Below are 20,544 nucleotides of genomic sequence, written 5' to 3' on the forward strand. Positions count from 1 at the left end.
CTCATGCGGTCTCCTCGATCAGTTTCCGCACCGCCAGCACCACGTCATGGCCCGTGACCTCCTCCAGGCACGGGTGGCCCGGCACCGGGCAGCGCCGGGCGCGGCTGTCCGCGCACGGCGCGTTCTGGTCGCCGAGGAGCACATACGGCACCCCGTACGGCGCCCACCGCTCCGCCGGCACGACCGGCGCGAACAGCGACACCACCGGGGTGCCGACGGCCGCTGCCAGATGGGCGGGCCCGGTGTTGCCGCACACCACCGCGTCGGCGGCGCGCAGCACGCCCGCGAGGGTGCTCGGCGGCGTCCTTCCGCCGAGGTCCACGCCCGTGCCGCCGCTCACCCGCCGGGTCAGGTCCCGCTCGCCGGGACCGCCGGTGACGACCACCCGGTGCCCCGCGTCCGCCAGGAGGGACACGGCCTCTGCGCAGCGCCCCGCACTCCACGCCCGCGCGTGCGCGCTGGCCCCCGGGTGGACGACGACGTAGGGGCCGTCTCCGGTGAGGGCGACGGTGTCGGGCGGCGGCAGGACGCGCAGCCGGCCGTCGTCCCCGGGAGGCGGGCGGAAGCCCATCGCGGCGGCCGTGTCCAGCGCGGCCTGCGCCTCGTGCCGCCCGGGCAACCGCCGGTGGCGTACGTCGAGGAGGCTGCCGGGGGCGTCGACGCTGTCGGCGCCGATCCGTCCGACGCCGGCCAGCCGCAGCACCAGGGCGGTCGGCAGCGGGCTCTGGTGGAACGAGGTGAGGATCAGCGCGGCGTCGTACGCCCGGCCGCGCAGCCGCCGTACGAGGCCCTCGACGTCCGCCTCCGCCACCGTGGGCGGGTCCACGCCCTCCCACGGCGCCGCCCACACGATCACCTCGTCCACTCCGGGCAGCAGCCGGGCGGCGGGCTCGCCGCGCGGACCGCAGAGCATCGTCACCCCACGGGAGCACGCGGCGACGGCGCGCACGGCCGGCCCGGCGAGCAGCACGTCGCCGAAGCTGTCGAGGCGTACGACCAGGGACCTCACGACCGGTCTCCCTCCGGGTGGGCCAGCAGCCGGCCGACCGCCGTGAGCAGGTCGGGAGCGGTCACGGGCGCCGACGCCACCTCGGCGGGCAGCGTCGCCGGGGTGGGCACCAGCACGCCCCGGGCGCCCGCAGCGAGCGCGGCCGCCACGTCGGCGCCGATGTCGCCGACGACCACGCAGTCCCGTGGATCGGCGCCGAGCCGGCGGGCCGCCTCGATCACCAGCCCCGGCCGGGGCTTGCGGCAGCGGCAGCCGGCATCGGGCAGATGGGGGCAGTACACCCACACGTCCAGGCCGCCGAGCAGGACGTCCGCCCGGTCGTTGACCCGCCGTACGTCGTCGTGCGTGAGCAGGCCGCGCCCGACGCCGGACTGGTTGCTGACCACGCCGGTCGCCACCCCCGCGGCCCGCAGCAGTTCGACAGCCCGCCCGGCCCCGGCCACGGGCCGCACCGACGCGGGGTCGCCGTTGTAGGGAACGTCCTCGATGAGGGTCCCGTCCCGGTCGAAGAGCACGGCGGCGGGAGGCCGCGGTGACGCGCACCCCACGGCCCGGCTCCCGGTGGGGCCGCGCGTCATGGCGTGCCCTCGTGGGGGACGGCCGCACGGTGGCGCAGCTGACCGTGCAGCCAGTGGCGGACGGCCGACGGCGGGATGAGCACGCTCGTGCAGAGCATGGTGGCGACCTCCCGCCGAGTCCGCGGGCCGGGGACGATACGGGCCAGGGCGAACTCCGCCGTGCCCAGCGACCACAGGGCGCCCGCGACGGCCGCGGCGCGCCGCCTGCCGGTCAGCGCGCAGACCGACGCGGTGAGCGCGGCGGCGGTCACCAGCACATGCCGGGGGAACCGGCCACGGGGCGCCTCGGCGCGGGTCCACCAGTCGCGGCCGTGCAGCCGCGTCATCAGGACGTCGTCCGCGTTGCCCCGCTGGGCCCGCACCGACGCCCAGGGGTCCGAGGGCCGGACCGGGTGGAGGGTGGCGCGCCGCCCGCGGCACAGGCTCCAGCCGGCCGCCCGGACCCGCAGCGCGAGGTCGGCGTCCTCCCGGAAGGCCCGGCGGAACCGCTCGTCGAAGCCGCCCACGTCGACCAGGGCGGCCGTCCGGTAGGCCATGTCGGCGGTGGCCCAGGCGGCCTCCTCCAGGCCGGCCGTGCCGCGCTCCCAGTCGGTGGGCCTGCGGTCCCCGGGGAGCGGGACGGACAGCCGGCCCTGCACCCCGCCGGTGAAGGCGTCGGCCGCGCGCAGGTCCTGCGCGAGGAGACGGGACCAGTCCGGCAGGACCCGGACGTCGTCGTCGAGGAACACTGTCCACGGCGTGCCGACGGTGCGCCAGCCGGCGTTGCGCGCCGCGGCGGGCCCGCGCCCACCGGTGCGCAGGGTGCGCACCCGCCCGTACAGGGGACCCGCCGCCGCGAGCGGCACTTCCCCGACGCCGTCGGGCCGGTCGTCCACCACGACGACCTCCTCGGGCGGATGCCCGGCAGCGGCGGCGAGCGCCCGCAGGCAGTCGGCGAGGCAGGGCCGCCCGACGGTCGGCACGACGACGGAGTAGGCGGGGGCGTCCACCGGGACCGGCGGACGCTCAGGGCCCCTGCCCGAGGCCGGAGTCATGCGAACACCCGCCGACGGCGGATCGCGAACGGGCCCAGCGCGAGCAGGTCCACCGGCGCCGAGCCGAAGCACTCCAGGGCGTCACGGGGGTCGTCGACCATCGGCCGGCCCGCGGTGTTGAGGCTGGTGTTGACCACCACGGGCAGCCCCGTGCGGCGTTCGAAGCCCTCGATCATCCGCGCCACCAGCGGCTCCTCCGCCCGGTCCACGGTCTGCACACGGGCCGTGCCGTCGACGTGGACGACGGCCGGGATCCGCTCCCGCCAGCCGGCCGCGACATCGTGCACGAACAGCATGTACGGGCTGGGCAGCGGCCCGTCGAACAGCTCCGCCGCCCGTTCCGCCAGCACCATCGGGGCGACCGGACGGAACTCCTCCCGCCCCTTCACCGCGTTGAGCCGCTCCAGGTTCCCGGCCCGCCCGGGATGCGCCAGCAGCGAGCGGTGCCCGAGCGCCCGGGGCCCGTACTCGCTGCGGCCCTGGAACCAGGCCACGATCCCGTCCCGGGCCAGCTCCTCGGCGACCGTCTCGGCGATGTCGTCCGGCTCCTCGTACGGGACGGCGGCCCGCTCCAGCCAGGCGCGCAGCTCCGCGTCACGCCAGCCGCGGCCCAGGGCGGCGGTCGGCATCGCCTCCACCGCCTCCTTCTGCTGGGCGACGTGCAGGGCCGCGCCGAGCGCGGTGCCCGCGTCCCCGGCCGCCGGCTGCACCCAGATCCGCTCGAACGGCCCGTCCCGGTGCAGCCGGGTGTTGGCCACGCAGTTCAGCGCCACCCCGCCCGCGAGCGCCAGCACGGCCTCGCCGGTACGGTCGTGCAGCCACCGGGCCAGCCCGAGCAGCACCTCCTCAAGGCAGGCCTGGGCACTGGCCGCGATGTCCGCGTGGTCCTCGGTCCAGGCGGCGCCCGCGGGACGCGGCGGGACGAGGGACGCCCAGGGCACCGGACGGGTACGGAAGCCGCCCTCGCCGTCGAGCGTCACGTACTCCCGCAGCCGGTCGAGGAAGCGCGGCCTGCCGTAGGAGGCGAGCGCCATCACCTTGAACTCGTCGCTGCTGCGCAGGAAACCGAGGTGCTGGGTCAGCTCCTCGTAGAACAGGCCCATCGAGTGGGGCAGCGACTGCGCGCCCAGCACGGTCAGTTCACGGTTGGCGTAGCGGCCCGCGAGATGGGAGCCGCACTCGCCGCGCCCGTCGAGCACGAGCACCGCGCAGTCCGGGTGCGGGGAGGCCTGGCCGGCCGAGGCGGCGTGGGCGATGTGGTGGGGGACGAAGCGCACCTTGGCCGGGTCGAGTCCGGGCAGCGCCTCGGCGAGGAACTCCGGAGCGCGGCGCGCGTACTCCTGGCGCAGGTGGTCGAAAGGGTCGTCCAGGCCCAACCGGTCGGCGGAAAGCGCGAGTTGGGGGTCGTAGGAGTAGGCGACGGCATCCACCTCGGACGGGTCGAGGCCGGTGTGCTCCAGGCACCAGCGGGCGGACAGCTCGGGCAGCTCCCAGGCGGCGAAGGGGACGGGCCGCTTGCCGTGCTTGCGTCTGCTGAAGCGCTCCTCCTCAGCGGCCGCCACGACCCGGCCGTCCAGGACGAGGGCGGCGGCGGGGTCGTGGAAGAGGGCGTTGATTCCGAGGACACGCATACAAGGCCTCCGTGGCGGCGTGGGGAAGACGTCTCAGGCCTGCGGGGTGGGGTCGCGGCCGGGCTCGTGAGCCGCCCTCGCCGACTGCTTCGCGGCGAAGTAGGCGATCGTGTGCTTGACGCCCTCCTCCCAGGGCACCCTGGGCGTCCAGCCCAGCAGCTCGCGGGCGAGGGTGGTGTCCGGGCGGCGGCGCTGCGGGTCGTCCACCGGGCGGTCGACGAACTCGATGCGGGAGGAGGACCCGGTCAGCTCCACCACCCGGCGGGCGATGTCCCGGACGGTCACCTCGTCGCTGCCGCCGATGTTCACCGGCCGCACCGAGTGGCTCGCGGCCACCAGCAGCACGCCCTCGACGGTGTCGTCCACGTAGCACAGCGACCGCGTCTGACTCCCGTCGCCCGCCACCGTCAGCGGCTCGCCCGCCAGGGCCTGGCTGACGAAGGTGGGCACGGCCCGGCCGTCGTGCGCGCGCATCCGCGGCCCGTAGGTGTTGAACAGCCGTACGATCCCGGCGTCGGCGTCCCGGGCGCTCACATGCGCGGTGACCAGGGCCTCGGCGAACCGCTTGGCCTCGTCGTACACGCTGCGCGGCCCGACGGGGTTGACGTTGCCCCAGTAGTCCTCACGCTGCGGATGCACCAGGGGGTCGCCGTACACCTCGGACGTCGAGGCCAGCAGGAAGCGGGCGCCGTCCCGCTCGGCGACGGCCAGCATGGCGCGGGTGCCGAGACTGCCGACGTCGAGGGTCTCCAGAGGCAGCCGCAGGTAGTCGGCGGGGGAGGCGGGACACGCGAAGTGCAGCACCACGTCGTACGGCCCGGTGAGGCGCCCCGGCGCGTCGGGGTCGCAGACGTCGCACTCCACGAGCCGGAATCCGGGCCGCCCGAGGAGGTGGGCGATGTTGTCGTGTGAACCCGACACCAGGTTGTCCGCGCAGTCGACTTCGGCACCCGAATCCAGCAGGCGCTCGCACAGATGACTGCCGAGGAAGCCGGCACCGCCCGTCACCAGGGCACGACGCCAGGGCAGGCGGGGAGTCGCATCGGTCATGGAACGTCCTTCGGCCGCGGTCGAAAACGCCGGGAAGTGCGGCGCACGGGGTCCGGTGCACGCAATGCGGTGCAGCGGGAGGAGACATGCCGGAGAGGGACGGGGTGGGACAGGGACCGGGAGGGCTCAGGGCCGGGACGTAAGGGGCGCTGACCCGCAGCGTCGTCCCGGGCCGGCCGCCGTGTTCCCGACGGCTGAGGTCTGACGGTAGTGGACGGGGTTCCCGAACCAGTTGGTTTCACACGTTGATCCCTGTTCGTTCCTCATTGTGCTCATTCACCCATTTGCGCGCGACTTCTCACGATGCGTTCTGCTTTGCGGCATCGCTCCCGGCATCCCTCGCGGGGCGGTGTCGACCATGCGCAGTGGGGCACTCGGCCCCCTGGCGGATCCGCCCGGGAACCGTCCCAGGCTGGAGGTGAAGGACATGGGTCATGGTGGGAACGTCATCGACGAACTGGTGACCGATCACCGCGAGGTGGAAGAACTGTTCGGCAAGATCGAGGCGCTGCCGTCCGGACACAAGGTCCGCAAGCTGTACGCGGACCAGGTCACGATGGAACTGGTCCGGCACTCGGTGGCCGAGGAGGCCTACCTCTACCCGGCGGTGCGCGAGCACGTCGCCGGCGGGGACGCCCTCGCGGACAAGGAGCTGGAGGACCACGCCAAGGCCGAGCAGCTCATGAAGGACCTGGAGGGCCGCGCCGCGGACGACCCCGACTTCGACCGGCTGGTCCGCTCCCTGATGAGCGAGATCCGCGAGCATGTGGCCGACGAGGAGGAGAACCTCTTCCCGAAACTGCGCGCGGCCTGTCCCGAGAGCGCCTTGGACGAGCTGGGCGACAAGGTCCGCACGGCGAAGAAGACGGCGCCGACGCGGCCCCACCCGGCCGCCCCGGACAAGCCGCCGGCCAACAAGATGCTGGCGCCGGGCATGGGCATGGTCGATCGCATGCGAGACGCGCTGACGGGGCGGGGCAAGAAGAGCTGATCCCGCCCGACGAGGGACGCTGCCGAGGGGCCCGTCACCGTGTGACGGGCCCCTCGGCGCGCCCGGCCCCCGAAGGGCTTGTGAGCAAGCACACTCAGTGAGGCAAAGGCCTCTGGCCCGGCGGAACTTGAGGCCACGCGCGGCGGTGCGGTCAAGCCGCTCCGCCCGCTTCATCCCACCCCGTCTGCCACGATGGTCCGCGCCGTGACCGACGGGGCCCGCACCAGGTCCCCAGCAGGAGTGGCCGTGCAGCGAAGCCGGCGTTCCCCGGTTTCCGCTGCCCCTGTGACCGCCGCTCGCCCCTCGGGTTCCGCACTGTGCCTACGATCCCCGCCGCCCCCGCGCCTCGCCCTGCCCCCGACACCACCGCCGCCCCCGCCCTCCCGGGGGCAGGGTCCCGCTCGCCGTGGCGGTCGCTGAGACACCGCGGCATGCGCTGGTGGTCCGTGGCGAACCTCCTGTCGAACACCGGCACCTGGATGCAGCTCACGGTCCAGAACCTGCTGGTGCTGCAGATCACCGGGTCGGCCGCCGCGACCGGCCTGTCCATGTCGGTGCAGGCCGCCCCGGCGCTCTTCATGAGCGTCCTGGGCGGCGCGGCCGTCGACCGCTGGCCCCGCAAGCTGATCGCCGCCGTCAGCCAGGCCCTCCTGGGCGCGGTCGCCTTCACGACCGCGGTGCTGGTGGCGCTGGACCGGCTCGACATGACGTCCCTGATGGTGCTGGCCGCCGTCACCGGCACGATCGCCACCGTGGACGGCCCGGCCTGCGCCCTGCTGGGCAACGACCTCGTGCCCGTGGAGGACCTGCCCTCCGCGATCGGCGTCGGCGCGCTGGTCCACAACGCGGGCCGGCTCGCCGGCGCGGCACTGGCCGGCGTGACCGTGGGCTTCCTCGGCACGGCCTCCGCATACGTGGCCAACGGCCTGTCCTTCCTCTTCGTGACCGCCGTCATCCCGTTCCTGAAGCCCGCGCGAGGCACGAGCGTCGTCGCCCGGGCCGGGCGGGTCGTCCCACGGCAGCGCGACCGGCGGGCCGGGACGAGCGCGCGCGACGGCCTGCTGTTCTTCGCCCGCCGCCCCCGTCTGGTCGCTCTCGCCGGCATCACCGGCGTCAGCAGCGTCTTCGGCCGCAACTACGGCCTCACCCTCGCCGTGCTCGTCACCGGCCCCCTCGCGGGCGGTCCCGGCGCGTTCGGCACGGTCTCCACGGTCCTCGCCGTCGGCGGGATCCTCGGCGCGGTCCTCGGCGCCCGGCTGCGCAAGCCCTCGGTGCGGGCGGTGGGCGCGTTGGCGGCGGCGGGCGGGCTGCTCCAGGTCGTGGCGGGACTGTCGCCGTCCCTGGTCGTGCTCCTCGTCCTGGTCCTGCCCATGGCGGTGGTGGAGTCCGTCTCCGACACCGCCGGAACGGCCGTCCTCCAGACCGACCCGCCCGCCCACATGCGCGGACGCGTCCTCGGCGTGTGGAGCAGCGTCGGCACGGTGTGGAGCCTGGGCGGCCCGCCCGCCCTCGGCCTGCTCATGGAACTCGCGGGAGCCCGCGGCGCCCTGGTCACCAGCGGCCTCCTGATCGCCATCACGATCACCACCGGCCTCGTCCTCCACCGCCGCCGCCCCCGCACACCCCCACTCCACCCCCTCCCCAGCCACCCGGACGACGACCACCCCACCCGAGAATCCCTCCAAACGGCAGCCTGAGCGCCCGGGCCACCGCCACGACCTGCGAGGACGCGGAGAACGCCGCTCACGCGCGCTCGTATGATCTCGTCCCGTGAAGGACGAACAGCGGCCGAGCGCCGCAACGCCCACCGAGGCCCGCCCGGCCCCCGCGCCCACCCTGGCGCCCCCTGCCCCGGAGCCGGCCTCCGCGCCGGCCCTCAGGGAGCCGGATGCGGCGCCGACCGTCGTGGAGCTGGCCTATGTACCGACCCGGGCCGATGCCGCCGAGGCGCTGCGCGCACGCACCGGCCGGGCCTCATGGGCCGTCCCGGCGTTCGTCCTGCTGGTCACGGCAGTCGCCGTCGCCGTCCTCGCCTGGCGCGCCGCGCCTGCGGACGTCGTCGGCGAGGTGGGCGTGGTCGGCCTGTGCGGGGCCCTGGGAGGTCCGTTCGGCAGCGGGGCGAACCGTTGGTGGCGGGCGCGGCAACTGACCAGGGTCGCGGGTTACCGCGGATACGTCATGTGGGTGAACGGGAACGGCGTCCAGACGGCCAGCTCGATCATGGAGAGCCGGATCCCCTGGACCTCCTTCCGCCACGGCATCGAGACCGCGAACCTGTTCGTCCTGGTCGTCGACGACACTGTGGGAGGCATGGTGCTGGTGCCCAAGCGCGGGCTGCGCGGGGGAGCGGACGTCGGCATGCTGCGGACGCTCGTCGCGTCGCGGGTCGCTCTGCGGCGGGCGTCCGGGGCCTGAGCGAACCCCGGCCCGGAAGTGCCCGGCCTCAGGCGATGAGTGCCTGGCCCCGGCGCAGGTGGTTCACGAGTTGGCGGCGGTGGAGGTCGGACACGGGGGCGAGGAGGTCGGGGTGGCGCAGGAGGGCCGCCGCCCGGCGGTCGTGGGCGTCCGGGGCGAGCAGGCGGCCGAAGCTCATCGGCAGTCCGGTGGTGTGGTCGCCGCCGTCCAGGCCGGCCACCGCCAGGGCCGCCAGCTCGGGGTCGGTCAGCAGACAGGCCGCCCAGCTCGCGACCACCTCGTCCACCCAGCTGCGCCAGGCCGCGTCGTCGGCCCTCGCGCCGCTGACCCGGTCCAGGCGCGCCGAGCCCCCGGGGCCGGCCACGTCCACCAGCGCGGCGTCCATCACCGTCGGGTACCGCAGCCACGCCGCGACGGTCACCGCCTGCCGGGCCTGCGCCTCGCACAGGGCCGAGGCCATCGCCCCGCCGGACGCCGGATACGACCGGGTCAGCCACTGGGCGGTCGCCGCTATGACAGGGGAGAGGTCTGCGCGCACTGAAAGCCGTCCGGACTGCGAAGAGGGGGACAGGGAGCCGTTGAAACGGTAGCCCGCGGCCCCCGCCCGGCGACATGCCCGCACCCCCGCAGCCGACGTGGCCTGCGCCACAGGGAAGGCGAGGCGCTCGCCTCCGCCGCGGCGCTCGCCTCCGCCGCGGCGCTCCGGCCGCTCGCGGACACCCTGCGGGCGGGCCGAGGCACCTTTCTTCCGTCCTCGTCGAGAAGATCCGCCTTCCGAGCCGTACCTGTCGGCAACGAGGGGCCGCGCGCCCCTCTCGCGGATCGATCCAAGGGACGTACCTCATGAACGCAACCGCTGCCATCGGCGTCACCGGCCTCGGCGTGATGGGCCGCAACCTCGCGCGGAACTTCGCCCGCAACGGCTACACCGTCGCCGTCCACAACCGCAGCGCCGGCCGCACCCGGGCGCTCGTGGACGAGTACGGGCACGAGGGCGCGTTCGTGCCCGCCGAGACGGCCGCGGAGTTCGTGGCCGCCCTGGAGCGCCCCCGCCGACTGATGATCATGGTGCAGGCGGGCGCGGTCACCGACGCCGTGATCGACGAGTTCGCCCCGCTCCTGGAGCCCGGCGACATGATCATCGACGGCGGCAACGCCCACTTCGCCGACACCCGCCGCCGTGAGGAGGCCCTGCGCGCCCGCGGCATCCACTTCGTCGGCACCGGCGTCTCCGGCGGCGAGGAAGGCGCCCTCAACGGGCCGTCGATCATGGTCGGCGGCTCCACCGAGTCGTACGCCGTGCTCGGCCCGATGTTCGAGAAGATCGGCGCGCAGATCGAGGGCGAGCCGTGCGCCGCCCACGTCGGCACCGACGGCGCCGGGCACTTCGTCAAGATGGTCCACAACGGCATCGAGTACGCCGACATGCAGCTCATCGCCGAGGCGTACGACCTGCTGCGCCAGGTCGCCGGCTACACCCCGACCGAGATCGCGTCCATCTTCCGCACCTGGAACGACGGCCGGCTCGGCTCCTACCTGATCGAGATCACCGCCGAGGTCCTCGCCCACACCGACGCCGCCACCGGACGGCCGTTCGTGGACATCGTCGCGGACGCCGCCGGCCAGAAGGGCACCGGCCGCTGGACCGTGCAGACCGCCCTCGACCTGGGATCCCCGGTCACCGCCATCGCCCAGGCCACCTTCGCCCGCGCCGCCTCCGGCCAGAGCGACCTGCGCGCCGCCTACGCCGGGCTGCCCGGCGGCACCGCGCCCGAGCTCAGCCGCACCGAGGCCGCACGCTTCACCTCGCAGGTGGAGCACGCCCTGTACGCGTCGAAGGTCGTCGCCTACGACCAGGGCTGGAAGATGATCCAGGACGCGGCCGGAGAGTTCGGCTGGAAGATCGACCTGGGCGAGGTCGCCAAGATCTGGCGCGGCGGCTGCATCATCCGCGCCTCGTTCCTCGACCGCATCCGCACCGCGTACGCCGCCGACCCCGAGCTGGTCAGCCTGCTCGCCGAGGAGGAGTTCTCCCGGGAGATCGCCGCCGCGCAGGTCCCGTGGCGCGAGACCGTCGCCTCGGCCGCCCGGCGCGGCATCCCCGTGCCCGCGTTCTCCGCCGCCCTCGCCCACTACGACACCCTGCGCGCCGGCCGGCTGCCCGCCGCCCTGCTCCAGGGGCAGCGCGACTACTTCGGCGCCCACACCTACCGCCGCACCGACCGCCCCGGCTCCTTCCACACCCACTGGTCGGAGCCGGGCCGCCCGGAGACCGTCTCCGACTGAGCCCCCGGACACGCGGAAACCCGTACGGCCCCGCCCCGCTGCACGCGGGAACGGGGCCGTACGCGGCGCGGGGCGCCCGGCGGTCAGGCGCTGGGCGCCGGGTACGTCGGGTACTCCACCCCGGAGACGTGCTGGACGACGCGGACGACCTGGCAGGAGTAGCCGAACTCGTTGTCGTACCAGAGGTAGAGGATCGCGTTGTCGCCCTCCACCTTCAGCGCGCCGGCGTCCACGATCGAGGCGTGCCGCGAGCCGATGAAGTCGCTGGAGACCGCGTCGGGCGCGCTGATGAAGTCGATCTGGCGCTTGAGCGGCGAGGTCAGCGACACATGGCGCAGGTAGTCGACGACCTCCTCGCGGTCGGCCTCCCGGGCGAGCTGGAGGTTCAGGATCGCGATCGACACGTCGGGCACCGGGACGCGGATCGAGCTGCCCGTGATCCGCGCCTTGAGGTCGGGCAGCGCCTTGGCGACGGCGGAGGCGGCCCCGGTCTCGGTGATGACCATGTTGAGCGGCGCGGAACGGCCCCGGCGGTCGGACTTGTGGTAGTTGTCCAGCAGGTTCTGGTCGTTGGTGAACGAGTGGACGGTCTCCACGTGACCGCGCAGCACGCCGTACTCGTCCGCCATCGCCTTCAACGGCGGCACGATCGCGTTGGTGGTGCAGGAGGCGCAGGACAGGATGTTCTCGTCCGGCTTGATCGTGTCGTGGTTGACGCCGTGCACGATGTTCGGCACGTCGCCCTTGCCGGGCGCGGTCAGCACGACCTTGCCGACGCCGGGCCGCAGGTGCTTCGACAGGCCCTCGCGGTCACGCCACTTGCCCGTGTTGTCGATCAGGATGGCGTCGTTGATGCCGTACGCGGTGTAGTCGACCTCGGAGGGGTCGTTCGCGTAGATCACCTTGATCTCGTTGCCGTTGGCGACGATCGTGCTGTTCGCCTCGTCGACGGTGATCGTGCCCTGGAACTGGCCGTGGACGGAGTCGCGGCGCAGCAGTGAGGCGCGCTTGACCATGTCCTCGCCGGCCCGCTCCCCGCCGCCCCGCACGACGATGGCGCGCAGCCGCAGACCGTTGCCGGAGCCGGACTTCTCGATCAGCAGCCGGGCGACGAGCCGGCCGATGCGGCCGAAGCCGTAGAGCACGACGTCGCGCGGCTCACGGCGCTCGATCTTGTTCTCACCCGTGGCGCCGGATACGGCGTCGGCGGTGAAGTCCAGCACCGACAGACCGCGGTCGTCGGCCCGGTAGGTCGCGGCGAGCATGCCGATGTCGATCTGGGACGGGCCGAGGTCCAGCGTGGTGAGGGCCTGGAGGAAGGGCAGCGTCTCGGTCACCGAGAGTTCCTCGCCGGCGATCTGCCGGGCGAAGCGGTGGGTCTTGAGGATGCTGACCACCGACTTGTTCACCAGGGAGCGGCTGTGCAGCAGGACGGTGACGTCCCGCTCCCGGTGGAGCTTCCCGATCATCGGGATCATCGACTCCGCGATCTCCTCGCGGTTCTTCCAGTTGGTGAACGAGTCGTCGTTGACAGTCACAGGTTTCTCTTTCGAGCTAGGCAGCGCTCATACGATAACCCGCTCGTTCCGCGGTCCTTCAGGGGGGCCGCTACCTGCGGGTATCACAACCGCGGCGCGGTGCCGAAGCGCGGGCCGAGGTCGGGGCGGTCGCTGCCCGCGAGTTCGGTGACCCGGTGGTGGACGCGCCTGAGGTCGTCCAGCAGGATCTGCGTCTCGTCCGTGCCGAGCCCGGCCCCGCGCGAGATCTCCTCCAGATGGACCGGCTCGCCGCCGCCGCGCTCCTCGGCCGCGGCCAGCGCGCGCAGGACCTCCTCGTGCCGCTCGGTGTAAGGGGGTGGCTCCGGGTGCTTCATGGGTCCCTCCAGCGTCGTGGGCAAAGGTCCCGGGTATCCACGAAACGGCGGCCGCACCCCGATTGAGCGCGGTGCGAGCGGGTACGCGAGGCCGGACCGCCCATCCGCCGCCCGTCTGGGGAAGAACCATGGAAACACCCGCCCACGAGCCCGACACGACCCCCGCCGCCCGAGCGCTGGACGCGCTGGCCAAGGACACGGGGGACACCGAGGCGCTGGACACCCTCGCCCACTGCGACGTGCTGGTGCCCGTCCCCGACGACGCCGCCGACGAGGACGTCACCAACCCCGCCACGCTGGCGCTCCCCGTGCTGGAGCAGCCCGGCGGCGCGCACGTGGTCCCTGTCTTCACCTCCGAGCCGGAGATGGTCGACCTCCTTCCGGAGGTGGCCCGCTACCGTCTGGTGCCGCTGGGCGCGCTCGCCCACCAGTGGCCGGAAGGCGAGCTCTCCCTCTCCATCGACGCGGCCGGCGACCACCCCCTGACCCTCACCTCGGAGGGGGTCCGCACACTGCTGGCCAGGTGACCCGACCACACCCCCGAGGGCCCCGGTCGTTCCCGCAGGCGCCCGCGCTCGTCCGCGTGGGCGCCTGCCGGTGTGCTCAGCCGCCCAGCATCCGCTCCAGCACCGCTCGCTGGAGCGGCCGGACCTCCGTGTGCAGGTCGCGGCCCTTGGGGGTGAGGGCGACCCAGACGCCGCGCCGGTCCTCCATGCAGACGGAGCGCTCCACCAGGCCGTCCTTCTCCAGGCGGCCGATCAGACGGGACAGGGCGCTCTGGCTGAGGTGCACCCGGCCGACGAGGTTCTGCACCCGGCACTGGTCACCCTGCCGGGGCGCCTCGGCGGCGAGGATGTCGAGCACCTCGAAGTCGCTCGCGCCGAGGCCGTGGGGGTGCAGCGCGCGGTCGATCTCGCACATCGTGCGCGCGTGCACCGAGAGGATGTCGCGCCACCGCTCTTCGAGGCCCGCCTCGACCGTCTTCGCTGCCATACCCGCACGGTAACACTGTCGACGCCCATTGTTTACCGTGCAACTAGTGCGGGTGCAAGAAGCGCTCGTCCCGCACCGGCCCGCAGCTCACGTCGCCGCAGCCCTCACGTCGACTCCCGTCGGACCAGCTCCGTCGGCAGGATCACCGCCGCCGGGTCCTCGCCGCCGATCTGGGCGAGCAGCACCCGCACCATCTCGCCGCTGATCCGGTCCCAGGGCTGGCGGATCGTGGTGAGCGCCGGCGAGGCCGCCGTCGCCGCGGGGGAGTCGTCGAAACCGCCCACCGCCACGTCCTCGGGGACGCGCCGGCCCGCCCGGTGCAGCACCGTCAGCACGCCCTGCGCCATCAGGTCGGACGCCACGAACACCGCGTCCAGGTCGGCCGCCCGCTCCAGCAGCCGCTCCGCGCCCGCCTCGCCGCTGGCCCGGCTGTAGTCGCCGGAGACGACCAGACGCTCGTCGTAGGCGACCCCCGCCTCGGCCAGCACCTCCTTGTAACCGGCGAGCCGCTCCACCCCGCCCGGTGTGTCCAGCGGGCCGGTGACCACTGCGATCCGGCGCCGGCCGAGCCCCAGCAGATGGCGCACCATGTCCCGCGCGCCGTCCCGGTCGTCGGCGGCCACGTAGCTCACCTTCGACCCGAGCCCGATCGGCTTGCCGCAGGCGACCAGCGGCACCCCCGCCTCGCGCAGCTCGGAGGCGATCGGGTCCCCGGAGTGGCTGGAGACCAGCAGCACCCCGTCCACGTGCCCGGCGGTGATGTACCGGGTGATGCGCCGACGTTCGTCCTCGGTCCCGGCCAGCATCAGCAGCAGCGGGATGTCGTGCGCGGCCAGCGCCTGGGTGCAGTGCCGCAGCAGGACGTTGAAGTTGGGGTCCTCGAAGAACCGCTCCTGGGGCTCCGTGAGCAGGAAGCCGACGGAGTCGGAGCGCCCGGTGATCAGCGAACGGGCGTGCCGGTTGACGACGTAACCCGTTCTGCGGATGGCCGCGTCGACCGCCTCCCGGGCGGACCTGCTGACGTAGTGCCCGCCGTTGAGCACCCGGGAGACGGTGCCCCGTGAGACCCCCGCCTCGCGGGCCACATCGTGGATCGTCGGCGGTCTGCGCCTGCCCCCCGCGCCATTGCTCATCGTCATGACTTTACTGCCCCGGACAGCAGGTCCAGGCTCCAGAACCGCTGGACGACCAGGAACAGCGCCACCAGCGGGATCACCGCCAGGAACGCGCCGGTGATCACCAGCGTGTACAGCGCGGGCGTGTTGGAGCCCTGCTCCAGCAGTGTGTGCAGGCCCAGCGTGATCGGGAACCGCTCGTCGTCGCTGAGCATGACGTACGGCAGCAGGAAGTTGTTCCACACGGCCACGAACTGGAACAGGAACACCGTCACCAGCCCCGGCGCCATCATCGGCAGCGCGATCCGCGTGAAGATCCGCCACTCGCCCGCCCCGTCCATCCGCCCGGCCTCCACCACGTCGGCCGGCACGGCCGCCGCCGCGTAGACGCGCGCGAGGTAGACGCCGTAGGGGGAGAGGACCTGCGGCAGCAGCACCGACCAGTAGGAGTCCGTGAGGTTCGCCTGCGCCAGCAGCAGGTACTGCGGGACGGCCAGGATGACCGGCGGCATCAGCACGCCCGCCAGCAGCACGTTGAACACCGTCTCACGGCCCCGGAAGCGGTACGTCGCCAGCGCGTAGCCGCTGACCGCCGACACGCACGTCGACAGCAGGGCGCCGGCGCCGGCGTACAGGGCGGAGTTGCCCATCCACCGCCAGTACAGGCCGTCGCGGTAGGAGTTGAGGTCGGCGATGTTGCCGGCGAAACCGGTCCCCGGCCAGAACGTGAACGTGGAGAACAGCTCACGCCCCGACTTGGTGGAGGCGATCACCACCCACGCCACCGGCAGCAGGCAGTACGCCGCGCCGAACAGCAACGTCAGCGTCGGGACGAACGCTACGCGAGCGCGCAGCGGCGGGCGGCCGCGGTCCGCGCGCCTGGCGCCGGCAGCGGCGGGCGCCTCGTGGACGGCGAGGGAACTCATCGGGTCGCCTCCCCCTCGGTACGGCGGTTCGCGACCCGCAGGAACCCGAAGGACAGCAGCAGCGTGGCCAGCGCGATGATCACGGCCTGCGCGGACGCCCCGTGGACGTCGCCCGTGCGGAACGCGTCCCGGTACACCTTCATCAGTGGACTCCACGTCGTGGAAACGGAGTTGGTGAGCGGCTTCAGCGTCGTCGGCTCACTGAACACCTGGAGCGTCGCGATGATCGAGAAGAAGAACGTCAGCACCAGCGAGGGCGCCACCATCGGGATCTTGATCCGCAGCGCGATCTGCAGCGGGGTGGCCCCGTCCAGCTTCGCCGCCTCGTACACCTCGCCCGGGACGGCCCGCAGCGCGGTGTAGATGACGATCATGTTGAAGCCGGTGCCGCCCCAGACCGCGATGTTCGACAGGGCCAGGTACAGCGGCCCGCCGTCCAGCAGGTCGGGCTGCGGCAGGCCCAGCGCGTCGAGCACGAAGTAGAACGGGCTGACGTCCGGCAGGTACAGGAAGCCCCACAGCAGCGCCGCCACCACGCCGGGAATGGCGTACGGCAGGAAGATCGCGAGCCGGGTGAAGGGGGACAGCCGTACCTTCTCGGAGTCCAGCATCAGCGCGAACAGCAGCGCCAGGCCCAGCATCACCGGGACCACGATGCAGCCGTAACCGAGCACGCGCAGCGCGCCGTTCAGCAACTCGTCGTCGGTGAAGGCGGCCGTGTAGTTCTCCAGGCCGGCCCAGACCTCCCTGCGGGCCCCGGCGCCCAGGCCCAGCCCGGACACCTTCACCTTGCGGAAGCTGAGCCAGACCGCGTAGCCGATGGGCAGCGCGAAGAACAGCACGAAGAGCACCGTGGCGGGAAGGAGGAAGAAGTACGGGGCGCTGCGCGCTCGTTCGCGGCGCGCGGCGCGGGAGGGGAGGACGTACGGGGCCTTCCCGGCCCCGTACGGCGTGCCGTGTGCGCTGGTCACTCGGAGACCCCGAAGCCGTTCTTCTTGAGGTCGGCGACGGTGGCCGCGTGCATCGTGTCCAGGGCGGCGGAGAAGTCCGACTTGTTCTTCGCGGCGGCGCCGAAGGCGTCCTTGAAGCTGGTGTACGCGACGTTCACGTTCGGGCCCCAGGCCGAGGGCGCCGTCGTCTTCGCGATGGCGGCGGCCTTGGTGTAGAAGTCCGGCTGGTTGGAGAAGAAGGCCGGCGGCGTGGTGAAGGCGCCGCTGAGCTGCGCGGAGGTGGAGGCCGGGTAGATGCCGCCCTCCTTGGCCAGCGCGTTGAGCGCCGTGCCGTCGGTGTTCAGCCAGACGGCGAACTTCGCCGCGGCCGCCTTGTGCTGGGAATCGGTGGTGACGGCGGTGGACGAGCCGCCCCAGCTGCCGGTGACGTTCTCGGACTGCGACCACTGGGGGAGCGGGGCCATGGCCCACTTGCCCTTGGTGTCCGGCGCGGCGGTGGTCAGGGTGCCGGGCGCCCACACGGCGCTCACCCAGGCGATCTGCTTGCCGGTGTCGAGCGCCTTGTTCCAGGCCGGGGTGTACATCGGCTGGTCGTCGACGGCGCCCTCCTTGACCAGGCCGCCCCAGAAGTCGGCGACCTTCTTGGTGGCCGCGTCATGGATGCCGACCTTCCACTTGTCGCCGGTGGTCGTCCACCACTTGGCGCCGGCCTGCTGCGCGAGGCCCGCGAACAGTCCGGAGTCGTTGGCGGAGAACGTGGTCAGGTCCTTGTCCGGCGCCTTCTTCTTCAGCGCGCGAGCGGTCTGGGCGAACTGCTCCCAGGTGGTGGGGACCGTGAGGCCGTACTGCTTGAACAGGTCCTCGCGGTAGTAGAACATCATCGGCCCGATGTCCTGCGGCACCGCGTACAGCGCGTCCGTGCCCAGCGTCGTCTGCTGCCAGACGCCCTCGGCGAACTTGCCCCTGGCCTCGCCGACGTCCCCCGCTATGTCCGCCAGCGCGTCGTTGCTGACCAGCGTGGGCAGCGCCTGGTACTCGGCCTGGACCAGGTCGGGGGCCTTGCCGGCCTTGTGCGCGGTGAGGATCTTGGTGACCAGGTCGTCGCCGGACGCCTGCTTCTTCACCGTGACCGTGATCTGCGCGCTCTTGCCGGGCCCCTTGTTCCACAGGTCCGCGACCTTGTCCATGCCGGGCGTCCAGCTCCAGTACGTCAGCGAGACCGGTCCGGACCGGGCGTCGCTCCCGTCGGACGAGCCGCACGCGGCGAGGGCGGTGCCGCCGAGAGCGGCGGCGACGGCGGCGGCCGTGACTCTGAACAGCCGGCGGCGCTTCGCGTTGGGCATGGATCTTCTCCCCTGACCTGGGTTCCCACCTGCTGCGAGAACCTGCCATGCTTCTGTGAGCGTTCACAGTAGAGAAACATCCTGGACACTTGTCAATGGTTGTTGCTGTGCGGTTATGTTGGGTTCGCACCGCCGATCCGGTGTGTGCACGTTCCCATGATCCGTGGTGCGCACGGTCCCAAAATGATCGATCCGACGGGAGACACCCATGCCGGAGCCCATCCCGGAGACCACCCCCAGGGGCCTCACCAGGCTCGCCTTCGGCGGGGACTACAACCCCGAGCAGTGGCCGGAAAGCGTCTGGCAGGAAGACGTCCGGCTCATGCGGGAGGCCGGCGTCACCATGGTCAGCGTCGGCATCTTCTCCTGGGCCATGCTGGAGCCGGAACCGGGTGTGTACGACTTCGGCTGGCTGGACCGCATCCTCGGCCTGCTCCACGACAACGGCATCCGCGTCGACCTCGGCACGCCCACCGTCTGCCCGCCCGTCTGGTTCTACCGCGCGCACCCCGAGGCGCTGCCCGTCACCCCCGACGGCGTGCGCCTCGCGTTCGGCTCCCGCGGCGCGATCTGCCACAGCGACGCCGACTACCGCACGGCCGCCGCGAACATCACCACCCGGCTCGCCGAACGCTACGGCGACCACCCGGCCCTGGCGATGTGGCACGTCCACAACGAGTACGGCGTTCCCGTCTCCGCCTGCTACTGCGACTCCTGCGCCGCACACTTCCGCCGCTGGCTGCGAGAGACGTACGGCACCGTCGCCGCCGTCAACGAGGCCTGGGGCACCGCCTTCTGGGGCCAGCGCTACGCGAGCTTCGACGACATCGACCCGCCGCGCACCACCCCCACCGTCGGCAACCCCGGCCAGGCTCTCGACTACAAGCGCTTCGCCGACGCCACCATGCGTGAGAACTTCCGCGCGGAGCGGGACATCCTGCACCGCCTCTCACCCGGCGTCCCGGTCACGACGAACTTCATGACCGCCCTCAGCCAGTGCGACTCCGTCGACTACTGGGCCTGGGGCCGCGAGGTCGACATCGTCACCAACGACCACTACCTGATCACCGACGGCCGCCGCACCCACGTCAACCTCGCCATGGCCGCCGACCTCACCCGCTCCGTCGCCGGCGGCGCCCCCTGGATCCTCCTGGAGCACTCCACCTCGGGCGTCAACTGGCAGCCCCGCAACCCCGCCAAGGCCCCCGGCCAGATGGCCCGCAACTCCCTCGGTCACGTCGCCCGCGGCTCCGAGGGCGCCATGTTCTTCCAGTGGCGGCAGTCCCGGCGGGGCGCCGAGAAGTTCCACTCCTCGATGGTCCCGCACGGCGGCACCGACACCCGCGTGTGGCGCGAGGTCGTCCGACTCGGCGCCGCCCTCGACTCCCTGAGCCCCCTGCGCGGCACCCGCACCGAGGCCGACGTGGCCGTCCTGTGGGACTGGCAGTCCTGGTGGGCGCAGAACCTCGCCTGGCGCCCCAGTGAGGACCACGACGCCCGCGAACGCGCCGACGCATTCTACGAAGCCCTCTACGACCTCCACCTCACCGTCGACTTCGCCCACCCGGAAGCCGACCTGTCCGCCCACCCCCTCGTCGTCGTGCCCGCAATGTACCTCACCACCGAGGCGGCCGGGCGCAACCTCACGCGATACGTCGAGGCCGGGGGCACCCTCGTCGTCTCCTGCTTCTCGGGGATCGTCGACGAGCACGACGCCGTCCACGAGGGCCCCCACCCGGGCGCGCTGCGCGACGTCCTCGGCCTGACCGTCGAGGAGTTCTCCCCGCTGCTCCAGGGCGAGAGCGTCCGGGTCACCGGCCCCGACGGCGTCGAGCTGAGCGGCGACGTGTGGAGCGAGTTCGTCGTGCCGCGCGGCGCGGAGACGGTCTGGACGTACGCCGACGGCCTCACCGCCGGCCACCCGGCCGTCACCCGCCACCGCCTCGGCGAGGGCGCCGCCTGGTACGTCTCCACGCGCCTCGGCCACGACGGCCTGACCGCCCTGCTGGAGCGGGCCGCCGACGACGCACGGCTCGCCCCGCGCACCGGACTGCCGCGCGACCTGGAGGTCGTCCGGCGCTCCGGCGAGACGGGCGTCTACCTGTTCGCGATCAACCACACCGGCGCCGACGCCAAGGTGCCGCTGGACACCCCCGGCACCGAACTGCTGACCGGCGAACACGCCGCGGGCCGCCTCGCGGTACCGGCGGGAGCCGTACGCGTCGTACGACTCGACGGCTGAACCAGCTCCTTCCTCGCCCGTGGAGCCACGAGCCGCGGGCGAGGGAGGCCTTCGCCGCGGGGGGATCCGCCTCTGTGACCAGTCCTCCCCGTGAGAATCCACCTCCAC

Annotated in this window: 19 protein-coding genes; 6 read left to right on the top strand and 13 right to left on the bottom strand. The window is 73.0% G+C overall.

Annotation, left to right across the window (positions count from 1 at the left end; translation table 11 throughout):
* Position 1: 1 nt before the first annotated feature.
* Genes ACIOC0_RS04210 through ACIOC0_RS04230 form a run of 5 tightly spaced genes read right to left on the bottom strand, consistent with a single transcriptional unit; the run spans position 2 to position 5,302 of the window.
* Positions 2-1,009: a glycosyltransferase family 9 protein gene (locus ACIOC0_RS04210; protein ID WP_402152188.1), complete on the bottom strand. Its 1,008-nt coding sequence runs from the start codon at positions 1,007-1,009 to the stop codon at positions 2-4.
* Positions 1,006-1,587 carry a D-glycero-alpha-D-manno-heptose-1,7-bisphosphate 7-phosphatase gene (locus ACIOC0_RS04215; RefSeq protein ID WP_402152191.1) on the bottom strand — a complete coding sequence of 194 codons (582 nt, stop codon included), beginning with the start codon at positions 1,585-1,587 and terminating at the stop codon, positions 1,006-1,008. Before ACIOC0_RS04215 ends, ACIOC0_RS04210 begins: the two co-directional genes overlap by 4 nt.
* A complete protein-coding gene (locus ACIOC0_RS04220; RefSeq protein ID WP_402152194.1) occupies positions 1,584-2,621 on the bottom strand; it encodes a glycosyltransferase family 2 protein in 1,038 nt (345 codons plus the stop codon). The genes ACIOC0_RS04215 and ACIOC0_RS04220 overlap by 4 nt, the downstream gene beginning before the upstream one ends.
* Entirely contained in the window at positions 2,618-4,252 is a 1,635-nt protein-coding gene (locus ACIOC0_RS04225) for a carbamoyltransferase (protein WP_402152197.1), read from the bottom strand. The genes ACIOC0_RS04220 and ACIOC0_RS04225 overlap by 4 nt, the downstream gene beginning before the upstream one ends.
* A 33-nt stretch (positions 4,253-4,285) precedes the next feature.
* A complete protein-coding gene (locus tag ACIOC0_RS04230) occupies positions 4,286-5,302 on the bottom strand; it encodes an NAD-dependent epimerase/dehydratase family protein (RefSeq protein ID WP_402152199.1) in 1,017 nt (338 codons plus the stop codon).
* A 427-nt stretch (positions 5,303-5,729) separates the two neighbouring features.
* Here ACIOC0_RS04230 and ACIOC0_RS04235 point away from each other — a divergent pair, with 427 nt between their 5' ends.
* From ACIOC0_RS04235 to ACIOC0_RS04245, 3 genes are all read left to right on the top strand, one after another.
* On the top strand, positions 5,730-6,293 hold the full coding sequence (locus tag ACIOC0_RS04235) for a hemerythrin domain-containing protein (protein ID WP_402152202.1): 564 nt from the start codon (positions 5,730-5,732) through the stop codon (positions 6,291-6,293).
* 431 nt (positions 6,294-6,724) lie between these two features.
* Positions 6,725-7,990 carry an MFS transporter gene (locus tag ACIOC0_RS04240; protein WP_402152205.1) on the top strand — a complete coding sequence of 422 codons (1,266 nt, stop codon included), beginning with the start codon at positions 6,725-6,727 and terminating at the stop codon, positions 7,988-7,990.
* A gap of 73 nt (positions 7,991-8,063) precedes the next feature.
* Complete coding sequence (locus ACIOC0_RS04245) at positions 8,064-8,708, top strand: YcxB family protein (RefSeq protein WP_402152208.1); 645 nt, start codon at positions 8,064-8,066, stop codon at positions 8,706-8,708.
* 28 nt (positions 8,709-8,736) lie between these two features.
* Here ACIOC0_RS04245 and ACIOC0_RS04250 read toward each other — a convergent pair whose 3' ends face one another.
* Positions 8,737-9,246 carry a hypothetical protein gene (locus ACIOC0_RS04250; protein WP_402152211.1) on the bottom strand — a complete coding sequence of 170 codons (510 nt, stop codon included), beginning with the start codon at positions 9,244-9,246 and terminating at the stop codon, positions 8,737-8,739.
* 305 nt (positions 9,247-9,551) lie between these two features.
* On the opposite strand from ACIOC0_RS04250, the gene gndA reads away from it, so the two are divergent.
* Positions 9,552-10,994, top strand: coding sequence for an NADP-dependent phosphogluconate dehydrogenase (gene gndA, locus ACIOC0_RS04255; RefSeq protein WP_352248323.1), 1,443 nt, complete (start codon positions 9,552-9,554; stop codon positions 10,992-10,994).
* Between the two features lie 83 nt (positions 10,995-11,077).
* Here the strand turns inward: gndA and ACIOC0_RS04260 are convergent, their stop codons facing one another.
* Positions 11,078-12,532 (bottom strand): glyceraldehyde-3-phosphate dehydrogenase, encoded by a 1,455-nt coding sequence (locus ACIOC0_RS04260; RefSeq protein WP_402152214.1) that lies wholly within the window; start codon positions 12,530-12,532, stop codon positions 11,078-11,080.
* 83 nt (positions 12,533-12,615) lie between these two features.
* Positions 12,616-12,867 (bottom strand): hypothetical protein, encoded by a 252-nt coding sequence (locus ACIOC0_RS04265; RefSeq protein WP_402152217.1) that lies wholly within the window; start codon positions 12,865-12,867, stop codon positions 12,616-12,618.
* 128 nt (positions 12,868-12,995) lie between these two features.
* On the opposite strand from ACIOC0_RS04265, the gene ACIOC0_RS04270 reads away from it, so the two are divergent.
* Positions 12,996-13,394, top strand: a complete 399-nt coding sequence (locus tag ACIOC0_RS04270; RefSeq protein WP_402152219.1) for an SseB family protein — start codon at positions 12,996-12,998, stop codon at positions 13,392-13,394.
* 76 nt (positions 13,395-13,470) lie between these two features.
* Here ACIOC0_RS04270 and ACIOC0_RS04275 read toward each other — a convergent pair whose 3' ends face one another.
* The 5 genes from ACIOC0_RS04275 to ACIOC0_RS04295 all read right to left on the bottom strand — a co-directional run bounded on the left by ACIOC0_RS04275 (position 13,471) and on the right by ACIOC0_RS04295 (position 18,194).
* Entirely contained in the window at positions 13,471-13,860 is a 390-nt protein-coding gene (locus tag ACIOC0_RS04275; protein WP_402152222.1) for a MarR family winged helix-turn-helix transcriptional regulator, read from the bottom strand.
* Positions 13,861-13,964: 104 nt separating this feature from the next.
* Positions 13,965-14,999 (bottom strand): LacI family DNA-binding transcriptional regulator, encoded by a 1,035-nt coding sequence (locus tag ACIOC0_RS04280; protein ID WP_402152225.1) that lies wholly within the window; start codon positions 14,997-14,999, stop codon positions 13,965-13,967.
* Positions 14,996-15,901: a carbohydrate ABC transporter permease gene (locus ACIOC0_RS04285; protein WP_402152228.1), complete on the bottom strand. Its 906-nt coding sequence runs from the start codon at positions 15,899-15,901 to the stop codon at positions 14,996-14,998. The genes ACIOC0_RS04280 and ACIOC0_RS04285 overlap by 4 nt, the downstream gene beginning before the upstream one ends.
* Positions 15,898-16,872, bottom strand: coding sequence for a carbohydrate ABC transporter permease (locus tag ACIOC0_RS04290; protein WP_402152231.1), 975 nt, complete (start codon positions 16,870-16,872; stop codon positions 15,898-15,900). The genes ACIOC0_RS04285 and ACIOC0_RS04290 overlap by 4 nt, the downstream gene beginning before the upstream one ends.
* Positions 16,869-18,194: a sugar ABC transporter substrate-binding protein gene (locus ACIOC0_RS04295; protein ID WP_402152234.1), complete on the bottom strand. Its 1,326-nt coding sequence runs from the start codon at positions 18,192-18,194 to the stop codon at positions 16,869-16,871. The genes ACIOC0_RS04290 and ACIOC0_RS04295 overlap by 4 nt, the downstream gene beginning before the upstream one ends.
* Positions 18,195-18,414: 220 nt before the next feature.
* On the opposite strand from ACIOC0_RS04295, the gene ACIOC0_RS04300 reads away from it, so the two are divergent.
* A complete protein-coding gene (locus ACIOC0_RS04300; RefSeq protein ID WP_402153205.1) occupies positions 18,415-20,436 on the top strand; it encodes a beta-galactosidase in 2,022 nt (673 codons plus the stop codon).
* Positions 20,437-20,544 lie beyond the last annotated feature (108 nt).

Source organism: Streptomyces sp. NPDC088254, from assembly GCF_044740925.1.
In the GTDB taxonomy this organism is placed as follows: domain Bacteria; phylum Actinomycetota; class Actinomycetes; order Streptomycetales; family Streptomycetaceae; genus Streptomyces.

Bases quoted from the DNA above. Each gene is read 5' to 3' on its own strand.
- ACIOC0_RS04215 (WP_402152191.1), bottom strand. From the start codon at position 1,587: ATGACGCGCGGCCCCACCGGGAGCCGGGCCGTGGGGTGCGCGTCACCG.
- ACIOC0_RS04220 (WP_402152194.1), bottom strand. From the start codon at position 2,621: ATGACTCCGGCCTCGGGCAGGGGCCCTGAGCGTCCGCCGGTCCCGGTG.
- ACIOC0_RS04225 (WP_402152197.1), bottom strand. From the start codon at position 4,252: ATGCGTGTCCTCGGAATCAACGCCCTCTTCCACGACCCCGCCGCCGCC.
- ACIOC0_RS04230 (WP_402152199.1), bottom strand. From the start codon at position 5,302: ATGACCGATGCGACTCCCCGCCTGCCCTGGCGTCGTGCCCTGGTGACG.
- ACIOC0_RS04235 (WP_402152202.1), top strand. From the start codon at position 5,730: ATGGGTCATGGTGGGAACGTCATCGACGAACTGGTGACCGATCACCGC.
- ACIOC0_RS04240 (WP_402152205.1), top strand. From the start codon at position 6,725: ATGCGCTGGTGGTCCGTGGCGAACCTCCTGTCGAACACCGGCACCTGG.
- gndA (WP_352248323.1), top strand. From the start codon at position 9,552: ATGAACGCAACCGCTGCCATCGGCGTCACCGGCCTCGGCGTGATGGGC.
- ACIOC0_RS04265 (WP_402152217.1), bottom strand. From the start codon at position 12,867: ATGAAGCACCCGGAGCCACCCCCTTACACCGAGCGGCACGAGGAGGTC.
- ACIOC0_RS04270 (WP_402152219.1), top strand. From the start codon at position 12,996: ATGGAAACACCCGCCCACGAGCCCGACACGACCCCCGCCGCCCGAGCG.
- ACIOC0_RS04275 (WP_402152222.1), bottom strand. From the start codon at position 13,860: ATGGCAGCGAAGACGGTCGAGGCGGGCCTCGAAGAGCGGTGGCGCGAC.
- ACIOC0_RS04280 (WP_402152225.1), bottom strand. From the start codon at position 14,999: ATGACGATGAGCAATGGCGCGGGGGGCAGGCGCAGACCGCCGACGATC.
- ACIOC0_RS04285 (WP_402152228.1), bottom strand. From the start codon at position 15,901: ATGAGTTCCCTCGCCGTCCACGAGGCGCCCGCCGCTGCCGGCGCCAGG.
- ACIOC0_RS04295 (WP_402152234.1), bottom strand. From the start codon at position 18,194: ATGCCCAACGCGAAGCGCCGCCGGCTGTTCAGAGTCACGGCCGCCGCC.